The organism is Shewanella sp. TB7-MNA-CIBAN-0143 (genome assembly GCF_040310065.1).
Lineage (GTDB): Bacteria > Pseudomonadota > Gammaproteobacteria > Enterobacterales > Shewanellaceae > Shewanella.
The window spans coordinates 24,476-42,760 of the sequence record NZ_JBEOPL010000007.1; the positions used below are offsets into that span (position 1 = coordinate 24,476).

Genomic DNA, 18,285 nt, shown 5'->3' on the forward strand with positions numbered 1-18,285 from the left:
CAAAAAGCCCATACTTTACAGCATGGGCTTTTTTGTTGATCGCAGCAAGCTGGATTCATCATTTATAAACCAGTTTGACACTGTTCTTGCTGGTTTATCATCGGTGATAAAATCGGCATCATGCCTTTAAGTACTTGTAATGGCAGTGCTGAAGTAAAGCTAAAGTCGTCGGCCTTCTCCCCTGGCACAAACGCCGTTAAGGTACCAAAGTGACGATCGCCTAAATAGAACACAAACGTTGCAGTACGGTTTATAGCGGTTGAAGACACTTTACGGCCATTACGAATTTCAGTCGCAATACGGTTATCACCAGTACCCGTTTTACCACCCATAACAACAGCCTGGCCATTGCTATCCACCAAGCTGCCTTTGAGTCTTCTCGCAGTGCCATTTTCGACCACATTTGCCAGTGCTTTTTTCAACGCTCGCGCAACTTCTTGATGCATCACCCGCGTTACTGTTTGCTTATTATTAGCCAATGTCACCTCATATGGTGTGTCCTTGGCAAACTGCAGCTCATCAATTCTCACTGTAGGGTAACGATAGCCATCATTTTGAATAATACCCATTAACTCAGCCAATGCTGCAGGTCTGTCGCCCGAGCTGCCTAAAGCTGAGCCTAATGAAGGCACCATGTATTCAAACGGATAACCCATTCTCACCCATCGCTGATGAATACTTAAAAAAGCTTCAACTTCTAACATCACTTGAATACGCACATCACGTGCATTTTGATGACGCGTTCTAAACAGCCAGCGATATACTTCTTGTAGCTGCGGCTGCGCATCCTCTAATACTTGAGTAAGACCCGTTTCTGGATAGTCATTTAAATAACGTAATACCCACAGCTCTAACGGGTGCACCCGCGCAATATAGCCTTGATCAGCCAAATTGAACTTTTCTTCGCCATACTTGTTGTACAGCACATTAATTTGTTTATCAGTAAAGGTTTTTGCTGGTAAACGCCCTGCAAGAAAAATCTTTAACTCACGGGCACCATCGTAAGGTTTTAAATAACGATAAACCGCCGTTAACTTGTGCTCTTGTTGTTGAATACCATCAAATAACACCTCAAGACGTTGCTCTGGTGCAAGCTGACGATACTTGCGATAAAAACGTTTTACAAACGAACTGCCCTCACGCTTAGCAAATGCTTTTAGGTATTCTTCACGGCGCGGATCTTTGTCGTTACGCAATAACTGCGACACACTGCCTTCACTGTTATAACTACTACTGTAATTAACAATGTCTTGCATTAAGCGCACAAAAGGCAAGTTTATTGACTCTTGCAATGCTTGATATAATGTTGGTACGCGGCTGTTTTCTTTTTTATTAAAATTGTTAAATACATGCAAACCACCACCGGTGAAGAAACGTTCTTCTGGTGAAGCCGAATATTCGCGCTGCAGTGCTGCATCTAACATTCGGGTTAAATTACGGTCTCGGGTAGTAATTAAATAATCAACTACCCAGCGTGTAATATGGTCTTTACGTTCCACATCCACTTGGCGTAAATCAGCCACCGTCATTGCCGAAAAACGCTGTTGTAATTCGGCAATAATGTCTAAATATGTCGCTAATACACGTAACTTAGCCGTTGAACCAAGCTCCAACTTACTGCCTTCGTTAATATCAAACGGCTGATCAATACTGTCGGTTTGAATCCGTACCCGATTGGCGCTGTCGGTGCTTTCATATAAGGTAAAGCTGTACAACACTTTATCTAACTGCTGCACAGACAGTAAACGCTCACCCAGTAGTCCGATACGTTCAGCCGAACTGGGCTGAGCTAAACTACGTAAGTAATCACTAACTTGTTGTTGCAAGTCACCATGAAAGGTACTGTTAATCGATAAATCGTAGCGATCGAGATCAAATAAACTTAATCCCAACATACCCGCAGTGCGAATACGTACCGCATTAACCCCTTTATTGTTAGCGAGGTTAGTCGCCGCTAACTTACTAGAATTAAATTGTAATGTTTGCTCAAGTGCCGACACCATCAATTGCGTTTCAATCAGACCATCACCGCCCAGTAAACGTAAATAGCTGTCTACTAACGATTCTAAATCCTCATGACCTTGGCGTAAGTAATACGATGGCCGACGCTGAGCAATCATTAAGGCCACGATTTGACGAAACACCTTGCCACGCTCAGCAGCATTTTGCTGAGTATGACGGCTCAATAGTATTTGGTTAGCTTGATTAAAATCTGTTTTAAACCAGGCCCATAAGCCATCACCAATACCATGAACTTCACCAAAACCAGGCGCCGATGATAATGGCACTGTGTTGAGATAATCTTGTACGATACGTTGGCGAGCGCCAATGGTGCTTTCACCCTGCTGATACACTCGCACAATTGCCGAACCAATTTGTAATAACTTATCCTTAATACTCAAGGTTAAGCCGTGGTTAGAATGCCTAAATTTTTCAATTTGGGTGGCCAAGGTACTGCCACCTGCTTTAGACATATCAGCCCCAAAAATACCCGCTACCTGGCTGGCGGCAGCCAACACAAATCGAGGCCAGTCAACCACAGGATTGTATTTAGCTTCTGGACTCAACATTTCACGGTTTTCGATAAACAATAAGGTATTAATGATTTGGTCAGGGATTTTATCTTGGTCTTGATACACTCGTTTAGGATAGGAGAAATCGAATACCGTCATGTCACGGCAATCTTTTATCATTAAGCCTGATTGGGCTTTTTCATGATACGGCGGGAAAAAACCAATATTGGTATAATCCATCAACATTGGTGAAAATGCCACTTGCTGAGTGATTTGATAATTACGCTCAATTAAACGCGCTATTTTCTGCGGTAATTGGCTATAACCATGGCGATCATCAAAAGGACCATACTTAGGATAAATCACTGCATCGCTGCGATAATCACGTACTTTATAGGTTAATTTAGTCGCATATTGATGCAAAAAATAAGATTGATAATACGATGTCCGCACCTCAAACTCGATCAGATAGGCTGTTGCTAACAATAATACGATGAATAACCAACCCGCTTTACTGCGACGAACCGGAGCCGGTTTGGCGGAAGATGTATTAGGTCGATAATTATCAAACTGACTGTCTGTATGTGGACTAGACACAAACTCTCCATCTAACGCATAAAATCACAATAACGCACCATTTAACTTTTGGTTGAGATGTTCAATACATCGCGTAACTAATTGTGATAATTTTATCAGATGGGTAAAGCCATTAGATATAGACAAAAATAACTAAATGTTGTTTTTTAGCCCATTAAAGACCTTATTAGCACAATATCGATATTTTTATATAAAACACTTACCCAAGTCTAAGGATTGTTTTGGACAATAGCACTTCAACAGCGACTATTTATCCGCCATTAAGATTAGGTTTAGCCATGTGGTCACAAAACCAATGGCAACAAACCGTCTACGGCAATAGCCAAGCACATCGCCTCGCGCGCTATGCCGAAATATTTAATACCGTTGAAGGTAACACTACTTTCTATGCCACGCCGTCGTTACAGAATGTACAAAATTGGTACGCCGCAACCCATGACGATTTTAAATTTACCTTTAAACTGCCCAAGCACATCACTCATGAATTACAGCTACAACATGCAGGGCCGGCCCTACAACAATTCTTTAGCGTAATGGAACCGCTAATTAACCGAACCGGGGTGTGGAAAATTCAACTTCCGGCCAGTTTTGGGCCACAATCGTTGCCACAGTTAGCGCAATTTTTAACTCAAGTACCACAAGGCCTAACCTATGGCGTCGAAGTACGTAATAGCGCCTTTTTTGCTAAAGGTGAAGCAGAGCAAGCATTAAACCGCTTACTCATCGACAATAACTGCAATCGTATCATTATGGATACGAGGCCTGTTTTTGCGGCCGCGCCAACCACAGCCGCAGTGATAGATGCCCACCAAAAAAAGCCTAAAGTGCCAGTACACGCCATTGCAACCGCAAACAATCCTGTGGTGCGCTTTATTGGTCATCCGCAAGCGGAAGCCAATATACATTTTTTCCAAAACTGGCTTAAACAGCTGCCTTTATGGATCGCGCAAAACAAACAACCCTATTTGTTTATCCACACCCCAGACAATCACAATGCACCGCAATTAGCGGTCGATTTGTACAGTTTACTGCAACAACAGTTGGCACACAGTGCATCAGTATTAGCCGACATTAACCTATTACCTCAACAACAGCACACCACAACGCAACTGGGTTTTGATTTGTGATACTCACCTATATGACATAGGAAACCTCAACGACTGATAATAAACGTTTATCAAACAGCTCTTTGTCCGGTTATTTTATGATATTATCTGCGCCGATCCAGCCTGCCTTTGCAGTGCGTTTATGTTGATAAAGGAACCACCATGAGTGAATCTGCAACCCGTCTAAATAAGTACATTAGTGAGAGTGGTATTTGCTCACGCCGTGAAGCAGACCGCTACATTGAGCAAGGTAATGTTTTTATCAACGGTAAACGCGCCAAAATTGGTGACAGCGTCGAATTTGGCGATAAAGTCAAAGTGAATGGTCACGATATCGCCCCTCGAGACGAAGCCGATCTTGTTTTCATCGCCCTTAATAAACCAGTAGGTATTGTGAGTACCACCGAAAATACCGAACGCGATAATATTGTCGATTTTGTAAACCACAGCGAACGCGTATTTCCGATTGGTCGTTTAGACAAAGATTCACAAGGGTTAATATTTCTCACCAGCAATGGTGACTTAGTCAATAAAATTCTCCGCGCAGGCAACAATCACGACAAAGAATATGTGGTCACGGTTAATAAGCCGATCACCGAAGCATTTTTACAAGGTATGCGAGCAGGCGTGCCGATGTTAGGTGTCATCACTAAAAAATGTAAAGTTGAACAAGTTTCAACGTTCGTATTTAAAATAATTCTAGTGCAAGGGCTTAATCGTCAAATTCGTCGAATGTGCGAACATTTCAACTTTGAAGTGACCAAGCTAGAACGTCAGTCAATTATGAATGTGTCGCTTAAAGGGCTGCCTGTAGGAGAATGGCGCGATTTGGATGAGCAAGAACTCAGCACGCTAATGAAGTTAATTGAACATTCATCTTCAGAAGTCAAAAACGCGCCCAAAAAAGCCAAGAAAAAGCCGACTCAAAGTTTACGAGATAAAATTGAAGGTCCAGAGCACTTTATGCAAGGTCGAGGCGCGAAACCTAAAAAGCCGGTGGCGAATAAAGGTAAACCAAGTCATTCAAGAAAACCTAAACGTTGATCCAAAAAAACAGCATAAGTGATACACCGCTTAGGATAAGCTTACGGGTTAAAAATAATCATTTTACCGTATGCAATAGTCTTTTTATGTTGTAGGATACTGCTCTGAGCATTATTTAAACAATCAATATTGCTCAAATGTAAATAAAACATCGGTTTACAGTAAACATTGTATAATCACTCATGCTAATAGATTACACAAAATGCATTTTTTATTGATTTGATACATGCTAGTGTTGCTGCAAGTTTTCAATAAATAGCACAAACAAACATCGAAAAAGTATAAAACAACAGCAAACGGACGCTGGGTTTTTAAACAAGGAATGTGACATGTTCAGCAATAACCTTATAATCGTAGATTTCCCTGTCCATCTTCATGGACAATTTCAAAATCTCGCTAGTTTGATTGAATTTAACTTAATTCCAACCAATGCGAACTGCGCGTTATCAGAATTGTCTGCTGCATCAAATGCCGAAAATGGCAGCGCCATTATGGTCCATTATCTTGATAATCCATTACAAGAAATTGGTTACTTATCTGCTGAATTATTTAAAAGCGACCTGCACATTGCATTTTGTTCTGCTTTGAATGTAGAACTAGAAGTTATCCTTATTTCATCTGGATTTCATGGCGCCATTAGTGTCTCTGACTCTATCGCTCATCAAATACAAAGCATTAAACAAGTGCAAGATGGCGACATTAGCTTTAACCCTAAAGCCGTTTCTAAATACATCCTCCAAAGAAAGCGTATTCCATCATCAGGTAATCGCGCCAAAATACTTGCCGTCACCACAAAAAAAGAACAACAAGTCTTATCACTTATACTGCATGGATTAACCAACGAAGAAATGGCCAAAGAGCTCAACATCTCTGTTAATACCGTCAAAATGCACGTACAGAATATTTATAAAAAAACCAAGATTAAAAACCGTGGCCAATTATTTGCTTTCGCTGCCGGTTAACTTATTTACACCTAACAATTCAACTAAAACCGAAAATAAACTCACCTATGTATCCCTTAAGAGATATATAGCTAAGTTACTTAATATTCACTCGTTAGAATTTTCTATAACAGGTGAAAACATTTCACCTCATAATGTAAGGACACATTAATGCACCATAAAAGCATATTAGCCATATTAATCTCTGGCGCACTCTTAGTCGGTTGCGGTTCATCTGACGACGATTCTAATACCGAAATCACGCAACCAGATTCAGGTACACCTCCCCCGATTACTACGCCGCCAGTAGCATCAGAATACACTCACCAGGTAAACGGTTTAGCGGTATATCAAGGTGCATTATCTGGTGCGACTGTTTGCGCCGATTTAAACCAAAACTTAGCCTGTGATAGTGATGAACCTTTTACTATTACAGATGTTGACGGTAACTATCAAATTGATTGGAAGAGCGAAGTCGAAACCCCAGACTATTATTTAGTGGCTAACTGGCAGGCGGCGACAGCAACACAAGCAATCCAAGCCCGCTCTTTAGCACTTAAGGTTAAAAATCCAACCACCCGCTCTGCGCCAAAATCTATCGTTAGTGACGCAGGAAAAGGCACTTTAATCGCTAGCCCACAGTACAATGGCGCGATTAATAACCTGACCCATATTAAACTCTCTCGGGTGATTGAGATGAAGAGTCAAAGTCTGTCTAACAGTGATATTAGTCAATTATCGGCTGAATTAGACACTCTATTGGCTATTTTGTATCAATTAGATGCAGACACCTTGTATTCTATTTCAGCGGAAACATCAGCCTCAGCTAACTTTATGCGCATAGACTATGCCATTGCTTATTTACAGCAAGTCATCGCGACTCAAATTCCAAACTTAATCGCAGCAGAAAAAATTCTTGCTGCGACTTATGCAGAGCTTTGGCAAATATTAAGTGATAGCGGCCTTTCTATCGAAGAGTTCTTCTCAGACGACATATTTACTTTAGCCGCAAATATACTCTTTAGTGATTCAGCTATCGCATTAGGATTTACAGAATTACCTATTGATTCACGTATTTTGTCACAAAACGATTGGGATGTTGTGCTAGGTAATATCATTAATGATAAAGGTTTCACTAATACCTTATCGCTAGCGTTGCTGTCACAGTTCAGCACATTCTCACTAGACAATGATGAGACAGGAAAGACAGTTATAGGATCAGCCTCTATTGACGGAATTGGGTATGTTACCGAATTCCCTAAAGATATAGATGAGCAAGAAATAGAAATTGAATGCTGGAACACAACCCATAACGGTTGGTATACCATTGCACCATTGCCGACGCCTGAACCGTTTATAGATGGTAATAGTTACAAAACAGTGTATGAATCAACAGATGTTAATGTCACTATTAATGTAGAAAAAATACTCACACCAAGTGATAGCTGGAGCTCAATACTTAACATTATTCCTGATAGTCTTAAATTCAACACGCTAAATTGGCCACAAACATTATATTCTATAAACGTATCTCAAGAAGCTGATGTCATGTGTCGTGAAGTCAATAATTATGAAATCTACGACCTTCCTGATTACGAGACGGCTGATATGATCACAGTTGATGATATCGCTAGAGCACAATTTGATAGTTTATATCCAGAGTTTATCATCGTCGATGAGCAACAAAGTAAGATCACTCTGCTTGATATTAACCTGCAACCAGAAACGACATTTACAGTAGAACGCAGCATTAGCCCAAGTAATCAGCCATTAATTATTACAACTGAGGACGCTATAAATGACAAAGTTGCTGAGCACATTCTTCCGACATATTATTTAGTTGCAGATCAACAGTTAATTGAAGTCAATTTAAATAAAGCTTTCGACACGAAAGACGCAAACAATCAACTAATGATGACTTATGACAATTCAGAACGCTTTACCCAAATATTATACAATCATTTATTGTCACTAAAAACAACACCATAAGAGGCTTATTGCTTACTCGCAATGTAAAAAACCATTAGCAAAAGCTAATGGTTTTTTATCATCAAGCCACAAATATTAGCCTGCTTTAATCATATCGTTTTCTTTATCAATAAAACGACCAACAATCGCTAAGACTAAATCAAACACACCATAGACAAAGGACCGTTCTGCTGCCATAAAAATGATGAATCCCTAATGCACTAAATATGCTAGATAGAATGACTGCTATAGTCATACACCCCATCCAACTCAATAACCTGTTACTTATTAACAATCAACAAAGTAAACACTGCCAATATGTAAAGTGACATATTAGATACTGGCATTACAGCTCATCACCATCTTCTTCAGCTTCCATACGCTCAACATCTTGCTTGGTGTAACCCATGGCTTCGGTTATATAACATATTTTCACCAGCTGAAACATTTGCACAAAAGAGCTAACCCGTCCTGCATGCATTTGTACATTTAATAATGCCATGGTGGCACCTGCATCATCGCCGGGTGATACTGTAGCGCTCAATTCAGATAACGACTGGTTATTAGCAGAGACCTCATCAATGAGATTGTTATATTCTGTGACGTTTTCAGGCAAATAGCAGGTAGATGTTTCAGGTAATTGCGATAAAAACTGCTCATACTCTTTTACAAACAACCTAGCTTGCACCAACGTCTGCTCACCGAGTGCTTGTAATTCTTGCACCTTGCCACTTTGGAATACAGCCGACGCATTGCCAGAATCCATAAGCTGATTAAACTCTTGCATCAAGACTAGCTGCTTATCGGATAGCACTTTTGCATCTTGTGCTATGGGTTTGGTTTTAGCTTCAAATGCATCAATAGCAGCTTGGTTACTCGCCAATGCAGCAAAACTCATTGTGGTAATGGCAGTAGTCATGGCCACCAGTAAGCTGGCTTTTTTCATCATGTTCATCGATAACATCCTGTTAGTTGAGATTTAAATAAATGCTTATAATAGATCCAGTATTTAGCGTTTCAGATATGGCATTAACCAACTGTGAATCGCATAGCTGTGCTCTGTTGGTAATCTAAAAGCTAACCATTCGGCACCTAATCGAGTCACTAAATACGTATTTCGGGTAATGTTTACTACACCAATGATATCTGAACGTTTATAGGTTTTTTCGTTAAACACACCATGTTTAACAATCAAAGTATCATTATAAATTCTGAGTTTTGTCCCCGCTGCGCGGTAAAAAAATACCCAAGAAAAAAACCCAATCAGTAACGCTGATAAAGCATATTGAACTGGCAAGGATACATAAGGCGTAAAAACGGATTCAGAAAAGAATAATATAAATATCGAAATAAAAAATGATATGCCTATGGTACTCATCGCAAACAACCAAAATCTTAATGATGTAAAAGGCATGCCGCCGATAGTTAGTTGCTGAAAGCCTGATTCATGTACTAAATCACCTGTTGGAAGTGCAGTCGGCTTATGGTCTTTTAATAACCCTTTGGTACTAAATTTGTGCCTTTTATGTTGAACAACTAATGCCAAATCGGTATCAAAGTGTTTTTCAAAAAACATCACAATATTGATCATGGTTGATACATTTCTGATAGTGATATGCCATTCAGGGAAGCTATAAAACTTAAGCGCATAATGATGCCTAACTATTTCTTGACGATCAAAAAAAGCGTTAAATTCACCGGTAATGAAACCAGACATTTCTAGTAAAGATAAACCGCTATTCGTGACTATTTCTTTATTGCTGGTAATACCAAACCAGGACTTGGTTTTCACCACCTCTTTACGTGTCGCATCAATCGTTAATCGGTTACGCTTAAACATAGGAAAGAATAAACAACTGCCGACGAGGGCTATAATGAGTGGCATGAATATCTCACCGGTATCTTGGTAGCCAAACCAACCTAAATATATAACCCCTGCGCCAAGTGACGCAAACACTATTCCAAAAATGAAATCGATGATGCCACCAGTATCTTGCAGCACAATATGCTCATCCGTCTGCTTAATAATTTTATAACTCATTAAATCCCTTTAATATTTTTTAGGCATTAAAAAAACAAAGTGACGTAGTTTAATTGATACGACTAGCCTAGGTCACTATGTCCATTATGTGCTTGTACTCGCTTAACAACAAAATGAGTCGGTTAGCGGTTTGAGCTCACATGTCTTGTTAATCTAACTGATTTATAAACGGTATGTTGCAGAAATCTGCTATTTGCTTGCCTAGAGATTGCATTCGATATAATCCCCCATACTCAAACCTTAACGGTTCAGTTTGGGTGTGCATCACGATTAATAACTCGTAAGCACGACCGCCATTACTACTTGCCCTGCGGCGTAATTGCAGCGCTGCAATATTCCTGATGGGAATAACCTGCTGAGTTAATAAATAGAGAGAGCTGATTTTGGTGGTGATTTGCTGGCTTTGAAGATCAAATGTGACTTGTCGCTTTGCAAATGTGAAATGCCACCAGAGTAGCGCAAGAGTTGAATACATGAACACCTCATCATATGTGTGTTGCGCAATATCCACCATGACAATTAAAAGCATACAAGCAAACACACAGCTAAAAAACACTCGGGTGATAATGTGTAAACGAGTCTTGGCCATAACGGCCTTTGTTGGCGATAGTGGTTTGAAAAACATGCTATAAGCCTCCGATGTATTTCATGGAAAAGCAAAATAACAATATAAAAGGTAATGGGTATAACAGCCTTAATCCAATACGAACTTGCCAAAGTGGTTGGATAAACATTGACGGTGAATCAATGGAATTTGTCTGCTTGGCATTAGCTTTATGCAAAGAGTTAGAGTTAGAGGTAGGCATATCCATGGTATAAATGCCTTGAGAGCCCGATTCAGCCAATGATGCGGCTGGCACATGAGTATCTAAAGTATGGATGTTAGGAAAGTCAGTAACTTGCTCTTTTGCTGTAATATTAAAATTTTGTGAAATAAATAACACAAGCTCAGATGTTTCTTCAAGAGTACCAATCATATAGCTGGTACCGTTTAATCTCATGCAGTATTGGCTTCTGTCATTAACATTATGCAGCAAGATTAATTCAGTTGACTGCAGTGACTCACAGTTATTTTTTTTAAAGCAATAACCTAACAATTGTAATTGCACAAAACGTTGATTAATTGCGCGGTCAAACACGAGGTAGTGTTGGCACAAACCTAATAATATTAGCGTCGGTAATAATAATGCCACCACAGCTTGATAAAAAAGTTGCTGGTTTCCATCAAGTGTTAAAGTCATTAGCACTGATGCACACAGAGGTATTAGCCCAAGAAAACAAAACGCCTTACAAAAATAATGCCTTTTAGTGGCAATGCGTAATTGCTCTGGCAGCCCTACTGGATTGATAAATTTATACTGTTTAGATAATTGCGAATACTGCATTTGTTATCCTTAACAACGATACGAAATGCCAACAATGCCACCCATTTTTATAATGAAATAACTTACTGCCAACAATGCTGCCAACAATGCCACCCATTTTTATAATGAAATAACTTACTGCCTTTTCACTTGAATTACGATAGCCTTTTATGACTATACAAAAACAAAAATACATCCTTTTAAACAGTAAATAAGTTTTTAAACTTGATAATCAGCTTATAGGCCAAAATGAAGGCAACACTAGCTGATTGATACCAACCAAAGTGTCAAAATACATTATAGTTTTCTCGACATTAAGCCTTAAGCACACAGCCAGCGCTGGCAATTTGAAGCGCCTTGTCGTCGCTTTCGGTCTAAATGTTCACAATAGTCAGTTAATGCAGGTAAAGCCCCTACTGCGCCTTTGAATAACGCGCCAAACTCGGTAGTAATTTTTAGCCAGTTCTCGGCAGGGATGTTGAGTCTATTAAGAATATCTTGGCTGCTTGAACTAATGGCACCGCGCTTATCTTGTCGAATAATCCTACCAGTATCTTCAACCAGTACGATGTAGTCTTTTACACTGAACATTAACCCATTAGGTATGTTTAAGCGCTCATTACCCACAAAAGGCAATAATTCTGTTGGTTGCTCACCTTTTATCGCTGAATTTATTCGACGCTGAATACTGGTATAGTCTGAGCTTTCGGGTGTGGTGGCCATTTGGGCGCGAATAGGATTTAAATCAACATAAGCCATACAAGCTAATACTGCGGCTTCATCTAATAGTGCTTGAGATTTAAAGCGTCCTTCCCAGAACCTGCCTGTGCACTTATCTTCTTTGTTGGCCATTCGGGCTATCGGCTCACTGAGTGAGCGCATAAACCAGCTAATATCGATTAAGCGTTGTCGATATTGGGTGATACTGTCATTTACCGTCATTAATTCAAATTCATTCAGGTCTTCACCTTTGACTAACTTATGTGTCAGTAAGGTACCTTTAAAGCCTTTGTGCCACTGAATCAGTACGTCTTTATCTGACCAGTTTTTTGCTTTATCTGCGTCCACTTTAATCACTACATGCAAGTGATTGCTCATGACAACATACGCACAAATATCAATGGCGAAAATTGTCGCTAATTCAATAATACGGGCATCAACCCATTCTCGTCGATGCTCAAAGTTTTCACCTGTTGAGCTATCAAAACCGCACAAAAAAGCCTTACGTACCACGCGTGAACAACAGTGATAGTAAGGTGTATCTTCTAAGCTAACGATAGTTTGTCTTGGTCTGGCCATCTTCAAATACCATTTAGGAAGGGTAAATAAAGCGTAGTTGAGTGTTTAATATTTAGCCAACAGTTTTGGGTGGCCATGTTATTTTAATGTTATTTTAGATGTTATTTTAGTTTGTTAATTCACTTTAAAGATAAGCCATAATATTGGTTACTTAATAAAGCTCATTAACCAACTATGAATCGCGTAACTATATTTAGTCGGTATTTTATAAGCGAGTTGTTCTGAGCCTTTACGTGTTATCAAATAAGTTATTTTAGCCACATTAACCACGCCAATCACTTCAGATAATGGGTACTTCCTCGCACCAAATAGGCTTGTTTTCACAATCAAATTACCATGGTCAATCTTCAAGCGAGTCGATACGCTGCTATTAATACTAATATAACTAAGACCACTCACAATGATGAATGCTATTAACTGCTGAACGGCAAAAGGGATGTATGTAAAACCTTCCATCTCAGATAAGTACAACAAAAATACGCTGGTCAATACTGCCCAAGTGATAATGCTAATAGCCACAATCCACTGCCCAATTACTCCCCCCTTTGCGGCTGATATGGTTAACTGTTGGAACCCCGTTTCTTTAACAATAGAGTCATTAGGTAATGGCGTTTTCTGATGATTTTGTAATAGCCCTTTAGTGCTAAATTTATGCCTTTTATGCTGCACGACCATCGCCAAATCAGCATCAAAATGCTGCTCAATAAATAGCGCAACATCCAGCATCGTTGAAAAGCCTCTCATCGAAAGGTTCCATTCCGGGTAGCTATAGAATTTAAGACGGTAATGATGACTGACTTGTTTTTGATTATCAAAAAACGCATTTACTTCGCCACTGGTAGCGCCAGACATTTCCAGTAAAGTTAAACCATTATTGGTGATAATTTCTTTATTGGTGGTAATACCAAACCAAGACTTAGTTTTGACAAACTGTTTATTAGTTACGTCAACAATCACACGGTTACGCTTAAGAGCAGGAATTAAAAAACAGCTCCCTAGCAATAGAAACACGAGAGACATAATAATCTCGCCAGTGTCCTGATAGTTAAACCATCCTAAAGACATAATTACAGCGCCAATTGCCCCCATGACTGCACCAAAAATAAAATCGACGATACCACCAGTAGTTTGCAATACAATGTGTTCATCAGTCTGCTTACAAATTTTGTAACCCATTACATCCCTTTAATATTTTTTTAGCCATTTAAAAACAAAACCCTATTGCTTTCACAATAGGGCTTTACTTACGTAATCAAGGTTTTTGGGCAAGGTACCAGCGATTATCTTCAAACTGTTCAAAGCCACACGAACTTCTTCTTACCTTTTTCATTGTCCCTGCTTTATATTTTATTTTTATGCGCTTTATATTATTACCTTTGTACATTTTTTCTGTAATTTTTTCATCCATCTCAAATACGTCGTATTCATATAATGGCTCGCTACCAAAGCGCTTCAAATGCCCTTCGTACCACTTTTCCTCTAGCCTTTCCACACGGCTTGTCAATGACTTAGGTAATAAATGAAAAAACAGTTCGGGATCATTTTTTAAAAAGCTGTTTACCATATAGTCTTGGCAAACGGTTCTTAAATTTTCGTCAGAGCCATCTTCAAACCCTGCAAATCGCTCAAGGGCATTTACAGAAGTACTTAGCAGCATCATGCTGCAAAAAGTTATTGTTACTGTCGTTAATCTCATATTAATCTCCATTTAATGCACTCATGCGCGACAACACACCAGAGGCAACATTACTACAACTAGTGATATTTTGCCCATCACCACTATTTACCTTAATAACCAACGGATTACTAAATATTCCTGATGGATTAGCTTGCTCGTCAGTTTCGACGCGGCCATTACTATCACCAGACACAATCACGACATTATCTGATAAGCATACTGAATAGGTTGCAATTTTATCCGGCGCAACTAACCCTTTAATTTCAAGACTGTATTGCCCTACTGCTAAATTATAGCTAAAGACTTTATCTCTTTGACCCACTGCAGTTTTATCAACTTCAATGCCATTATGATAAATAGCAAATTGATCATCATCAAAATTACCGTTATCGTCATATTTTATCTGAATATAACTTTCTACAATTTCAATATCGACTGGTTCGGACTTAACAACCTCGGGAATGTGTGTGTTAGTTACACGTGTCACTTCCAATGTCAGTGAGCCTGTCACAGCATCGTCAGGAATGGTTATTCTTGCGACATTATTTACAGGCTCTTCAAGCAGAGGCACTAATGTGCGGCCACCGTTTTTATTGGTGATATAAAATTTATTTCTATCTATAAATGATGAATACCCAATAGCACTGACTTCAATATCTTGATTAGTATAAGAAGGATTTGGATTTATCTCACCTATGACAACGCCATTACCAATTTGAATGTATTCAGGCTGAGCTGCAGGTTTATTTAATGACTCAATACCTGCAGAAGATGCTCTGTCACCTAAATGCTCGACATTCACTTTTATTTTGCTGCTACCTGATGACTCAACAGTACGAAGAAAGTTTGCTGGAACCATTAAATTTACGAACCGACAATCTTCGCTGACATCTTCTTTAACAAGATCCTCCACTTCATAATTAAGGTCATCATCATTATAATCTGCAACAGTAAATTGAGGGATATCATCACTCCACCAACCTTCTTCAATACAAAAACCTACACCATGGACTGTTATAGGCGCATCGTTTTCAGTGGTAACAATCGCTGGCGACAATCGTTTTATTTCGATGCCCCATGCGATATTAAATAAGATTCGAGATGGACTAATATAAAGATGCCACCCATTTTTGGAATTCATTAAATTAAAAAATATGAATAGAAATAATATTAACAGCTTGTAGGTTGCGACACCAATTATCATAAGTGATGTAGAATAAAACAATACACACACCATATAGTGTAAACGGAGTGAGCGGAGATAAGTCATGTAAATGACTTAAAATCATTATAAATTTAACGGAAATACCAATAAAACCATCAAGCTAGTCAATGCAAAATGAGCTAGTATAGGGAAAATTAACACCACTACATGTAACTGATACTTCATCGTCCACCGTCGCTGAGTCAATTTCATAGGGTAATTAAAATAAACTAATAAATAAAAAATACTTTTTAATGGGTAATGCAACATATCAAAATTTAATTCCTTACCAGAAGCTAAACAAATAGTAACTTGATATACGGTGCGAATAGAATGGCCTTTATTGGTTTGAACATTATAAATTAAATCTATTTCCTTTATATCATTTTTCGATAATACCAATTGTCCATCTGGCCAAATATTAACAATGCCACCCATTTTTAATGAAATAACTTACTGCCTTTTCACTTGAATTACGATAGCCTTTTATGACTATACAAAAACCAAAATATATCCTTTTAAACAGCAAATAAGTTTTTAAACTTGATAATCAGCTTATAGGCCAAAATCAAGGCAACACTTTGACCGATACCAACCAACGTGTTAAAAACATTATAGTTTTCTCGACATTAAGCCTTAAGCACACAACCAACGCTGGCAATTTGAAGCGCCTTGTCGTCGCTTTCGGTCTAAATGTTCACAATAGTCAGTTAATGCAGGTAAAGCCCCTACTGCGCCTTTGAATAACGCGCCAAACTCGGTAGTAATTTTTAGCCAGTTCTCAGCAGGGATGTTGAGTCTATTAAGAATATCTTGGCTGCTTGAACTAATGGCACCGCGCTTATCTTGTCGAATAATCCTACCAGTATCTTCAACCAGTACGATGTAGTCTTTTACACTGAACATTAACCCATTAGGTATGTTTAAGCGCTCATTACCCACAAAAGGCAATAACGCTGTTGGTTGCTCACCTTTTATCGCTGAATTTATTCGACGCTGAATACTGGTATAGTCTGAGCTTTCGGGTGTGGTGGCCATTTGAGCGCGAATAGGATTCAAATCGACATAGGCCATACAAGCTAACACTGCGGCTTCATCAAGCAACGCTTGAGATTTAAACCTGCCTTCCCAGAATCTTCCGGTGCATTTATCTTCTTTATTGGCCTGTCTGGCTATTGGCTCACTAAGCGAGCGCATAAACCAGCTGATATCAATCAAACGTTTGCGATATTGGATGATACTGTCATTTACCGTCTTTAATTCAAATTCATTCAGGTCTTCACCTTTTACGAACTTATGTGTCAGTAAGGTACCTTTAAAGCCTTTGTGCCACTGAATCAGTACGTCTTTATCTGACCAGTTTTTTGCTTTATCTGCGTCCACTTTAATCACTACATGCAAGTGATTGCTCATGACAACATACGCACAAATATCAATGGCGAAAATTGTCGCTAATTCAATAATACGGGCATCAACCCATTCTCGTCGATGCTCAAAGTTTTCACCTGTTGAGCTATCAAAACCGCACAAAAAAGCCTTACGTACCACACGTGAACAACAGTGATAGTAAGGTGTATCTTCTAAGCTAACGATAGTTTGTCTTGGTCTGGCCATCTTCAAATACCATTTAGGAAGGGTAAATAAAGCGTAGTTGAGTGTTTAATATTTAGCCAACAATTTTGGGTGGCCATGTTATTTTCGTATTGGCTTCTGTCATTAACATTATGCAGCAAGATTAATTCAGTTGACTGCAGTGACTCACAGTTATTTTTTTTAAAGTAATAACCTAACAATTGTAATTGCACAAAACGTTGATGAGTTGCGCGGTCAAACACGAGGTAATGTTGGCACAAACCTAACAATATTAGCGTCGGTAATAATAACGCCACCACAGCTTGATAAAAAAGTTGCTGGTTTCCATCAAGTGTTAAAGTCATTAGCACTGATGCACACAGAGGTATTAGCCCAAGAAAACAAAACGCCTTACAAAAATAATGCCTTTTAGTGGCAATGCGTAATTGCTCTGGCAACCCTACCGGATTGATAAATTTATACTGTTTAGGTAATTGCGAATACTGCATTTGTTATCCTTAACAACGATACGAAATATTATTTTATAAATAGAACAGCTAATTGATTTTATATATCTTTATCTAGCCAATCGGGTAAACCATCATCGTCATGATCAACATTAAATGAGTCGAAATAACCAAAGTAATACTCTTGCGCATCCCAAATGTTATCTTTATCAGTATCGTGGGTTAAGTTATTAATACCCATTGCAGATTCCAGATCATCACTGAGCGCATATCCATCTCTATCAATAAAGGTTGTGGCATTGTAGGTAAAGCTCTCTTTGCCATCAAAATCAATGTCATTAACACCGATGTGATACTTTCCGTCTTTTAAGATCCCAACGTTAATTGCAATAATTTTCAATGCGTTACTTATTGGTATCTTACCAAAATTCAATGCCATACCATCTTCGCCTGAAAAATAGATATTTGGCTTAAAGCCAGAGTCATCATTG

Annotated in this window: 16 protein-coding genes; 4 read left to right on the top strand and 12 right to left on the bottom strand. The window is 38.9% G+C overall.

All coding sequences use genetic code 11. From position 1 onward, the window contains the following. Positions 1 to 62: 62 nt before the first annotated feature. Positions 63 to 3,110 carry a transglycosylase domain-containing protein gene (locus tag AAEY97_RS07425; protein ID WP_350997734.1) on the bottom strand — a complete coding sequence of 1,016 codons (3,048 nt, stop codon included), beginning with the start codon at positions 3,108 to 3,110 and terminating at the stop codon, positions 63 to 65. A 221-nt stretch (positions 3,111 to 3,331) separates the two neighbouring features. Between AAEY97_RS07425 and AAEY97_RS07430 the strand changes: the two genes are divergently transcribed. From AAEY97_RS07430 to AAEY97_RS07445, 4 genes are all read left to right on the top strand, one after another. After that, positions 3,332 to 4,237 (top strand): DUF72 domain-containing protein, encoded by a 906-nt coding sequence (locus AAEY97_RS07430; protein ID WP_502959437.1) that lies wholly within the window; start codon positions 3,332 to 3,334, stop codon positions 4,235 to 4,237. Between the two features lie 141 nt (positions 4,238 to 4,378). Then, positions 4,379 to 5,260 (top strand): 23S rRNA pseudouridine(2604) synthase RluF, encoded by an 882-nt coding sequence (rluF, locus tag AAEY97_RS07435; protein ID WP_350997737.1) that lies wholly within the window; start codon positions 4,379 to 4,381, stop codon positions 5,258 to 5,260. Positions 5,261 to 5,589: 329 nt separating this feature from the next. After that, positions 5,590 to 6,222, top strand: a complete 633-nt coding sequence (locus AAEY97_RS07440) for a response regulator transcription factor (RefSeq protein WP_192115456.1) — start codon at positions 5,590 to 5,592, stop codon at positions 6,220 to 6,222. Between the two features lie 150 nt (positions 6,223 to 6,372). Next, complete coding sequence (locus AAEY97_RS07445; protein ID WP_350997740.1) at positions 6,373 to 8,190, top strand: hypothetical protein; 1,818 nt, start codon at positions 6,373 to 6,375, stop codon at positions 8,188 to 8,190. A gap of 325 nt (positions 8,191 to 8,515) precedes the next feature. On the opposite strand, the gene AAEY97_RS07450 is transcribed toward AAEY97_RS07445, so the two are convergent. From AAEY97_RS07450 to AAEY97_RS07500, 11 genes are all read right to left on the bottom strand, one after another. Continuing rightward, positions 8,516 to 9,124 carry a hypothetical protein gene (locus tag AAEY97_RS07450; protein WP_350997743.1) on the bottom strand — a complete coding sequence of 203 codons (609 nt, stop codon included), beginning with the start codon at positions 9,122 to 9,124 and terminating at the stop codon, positions 8,516 to 8,518. 54 nt (positions 9,125 to 9,178) lie between these two features. Continuing rightward, the gene (locus AAEY97_RS07455; protein WP_350997746.1) at positions 9,179 to 10,210 is read right to left on the bottom strand and encodes a hypothetical protein; all 1,032 of its coding nucleotides are present in this window, start codon (positions 10,208 to 10,210) and stop codon (positions 9,179 to 9,181) included. 148 nt (positions 10,211 to 10,358) lie between these two features. Further along, positions 10,359 to 10,835 (bottom strand): hypothetical protein, encoded by a 477-nt coding sequence (locus AAEY97_RS07460; RefSeq protein WP_350997749.1) that lies wholly within the window; start codon positions 10,833 to 10,835, stop codon positions 10,359 to 10,361. Between the two features lies 1 nt (position 10,836). After that, positions 10,837 to 11,595 (bottom strand): hypothetical protein, encoded by a 759-nt coding sequence (locus AAEY97_RS07465; protein ID WP_350997752.1) that lies wholly within the window; start codon positions 11,593 to 11,595, stop codon positions 10,837 to 10,839. A gap of 300 nt (positions 11,596 to 11,895) precedes the next feature. Continuing rightward, the gene (locus tag AAEY97_RS07470) at positions 11,896 to 12,873 is read right to left on the bottom strand and encodes a transposase (RefSeq protein ID WP_192115450.1); all 978 of its coding nucleotides are present in this window, start codon (positions 12,871 to 12,873) and stop codon (positions 11,896 to 11,898) included. Between the two features lie 147 nt (positions 12,874 to 13,020). Further along, complete coding sequence (locus AAEY97_RS07475; RefSeq protein ID WP_350997755.1) at positions 13,021 to 14,049, bottom strand: hypothetical protein; 1,029 nt, start codon at positions 14,047 to 14,049, stop codon at positions 13,021 to 13,023. A gap of 76 nt (positions 14,050 to 14,125) precedes the next feature. Next, positions 14,126 to 14,569, bottom strand: a complete 444-nt coding sequence (locus AAEY97_RS07480) for a hypothetical protein (protein WP_350997758.1) — start codon at positions 14,567 to 14,569, stop codon at positions 14,126 to 14,128. A 1-nt stretch (position 14,570) separates the two neighbouring features. Further along, positions 14,571 to 15,776 (bottom strand): hypothetical protein, encoded by a 1,206-nt coding sequence (locus AAEY97_RS07485; RefSeq protein WP_350997760.1) that lies wholly within the window; start codon positions 15,774 to 15,776, stop codon positions 14,571 to 14,573. A gap of 615 nt (positions 15,777 to 16,391) precedes the next feature. Next, positions 16,392 to 17,369 carry a transposase gene (locus tag AAEY97_RS07490; protein WP_350997762.1) on the bottom strand — a complete coding sequence of 326 codons (978 nt, stop codon included), beginning with the start codon at positions 17,367 to 17,369 and terminating at the stop codon, positions 16,392 to 16,394. A gap of 2 nt (positions 17,370 to 17,371) precedes the next feature. Continuing rightward, on the bottom strand, positions 17,372 to 17,836 hold the full coding sequence (locus AAEY97_RS07495; protein ID WP_350997764.1) for a hypothetical protein: 465 nt from the start codon (positions 17,834 to 17,836) through the stop codon (positions 17,372 to 17,374). A gap of 58 nt (positions 17,837 to 17,894) precedes the next feature. Then, complete coding sequence (locus AAEY97_RS07500) at positions 17,895 to 18,233, bottom strand: hypothetical protein (protein WP_350997767.1); 339 nt, start codon at positions 18,231 to 18,233, stop codon at positions 17,895 to 17,897. Between the last annotated feature and the right edge of the window lie 52 nt (positions 18,234 to 18,285).

Excerpts from the sequence above, each read along its gene's own strand:
- rluF (WP_350997737.1), top strand. The coding sequence starts at position 4,379 with ATGAGTGAATCTGCAACCCGTCTAAATAAGTACATTAGTGAGAGTGGT.
- AAEY97_RS07440 (WP_192115456.1), top strand. The coding sequence starts at position 5,590 with ATGTTCAGCAATAACCTTATAATCGTAGATTTCCCTGTCCATCTTCAT.
- AAEY97_RS07445 (WP_350997740.1), top strand. The coding sequence starts at position 6,373 with ATGCACCATAAAAGCATATTAGCCATATTAATCTCTGGCGCACTCTTA.
- AAEY97_RS07450 (WP_350997743.1), bottom strand. The coding sequence starts at position 9,124 with ATGAACATGATGAAAAAAGCCAGCTTACTGGTGGCCATGACTACTGCC.
- AAEY97_RS07455 (WP_350997746.1), bottom strand. The coding sequence starts at position 10,210 with ATGAGTTATAAAATTATTAAGCAGACGGATGAGCATATTGTGCTGCAA.
- AAEY97_RS07460 (WP_350997749.1), bottom strand. The coding sequence starts at position 10,835 with ATGTTTTTCAAACCACTATCGCCAACAAAGGCCGTTATGGCCAAGACT.
- AAEY97_RS07465 (WP_350997752.1), bottom strand. The coding sequence starts at position 11,595 with ATGCAGTATTCGCAATTATCTAAACAGTATAAATTTATCAATCCAGTA.
- AAEY97_RS07470 (WP_192115450.1), bottom strand. The coding sequence starts at position 12,873 with ATGGCCAGACCAAGACAAACTATCGTTAGCTTAGAAGATACACCTTAC.
- AAEY97_RS07475 (WP_350997755.1), bottom strand. The coding sequence starts at position 14,049 with ATGGGTTACAAAATTTGTAAGCAGACTGATGAACACATTGTATTGCAA.
- AAEY97_RS07480 (WP_350997758.1), bottom strand. The coding sequence starts at position 14,569 with ATGAGATTAACGACAGTAACAATAACTTTTTGCAGCATGATGCTGCTA.
- AAEY97_RS07490 (WP_350997762.1), bottom strand. The coding sequence starts at position 17,369 with ATGGCCAGACCAAGACAAACTATCGTTAGCTTAGAAGATACACCTTAC.
- AAEY97_RS07495 (WP_350997764.1), bottom strand. The coding sequence starts at position 17,836 with ATGCAGTATTCGCAATTACCTAAACAGTATAAATTTATCAATCCGGTA.
- AAEY97_RS07500 (WP_350997767.1), bottom strand. The coding sequence starts at position 18,233 with ATGGCATTGAATTTTGGTAAGATACCAATAAGTAACGCATTGAAAATT.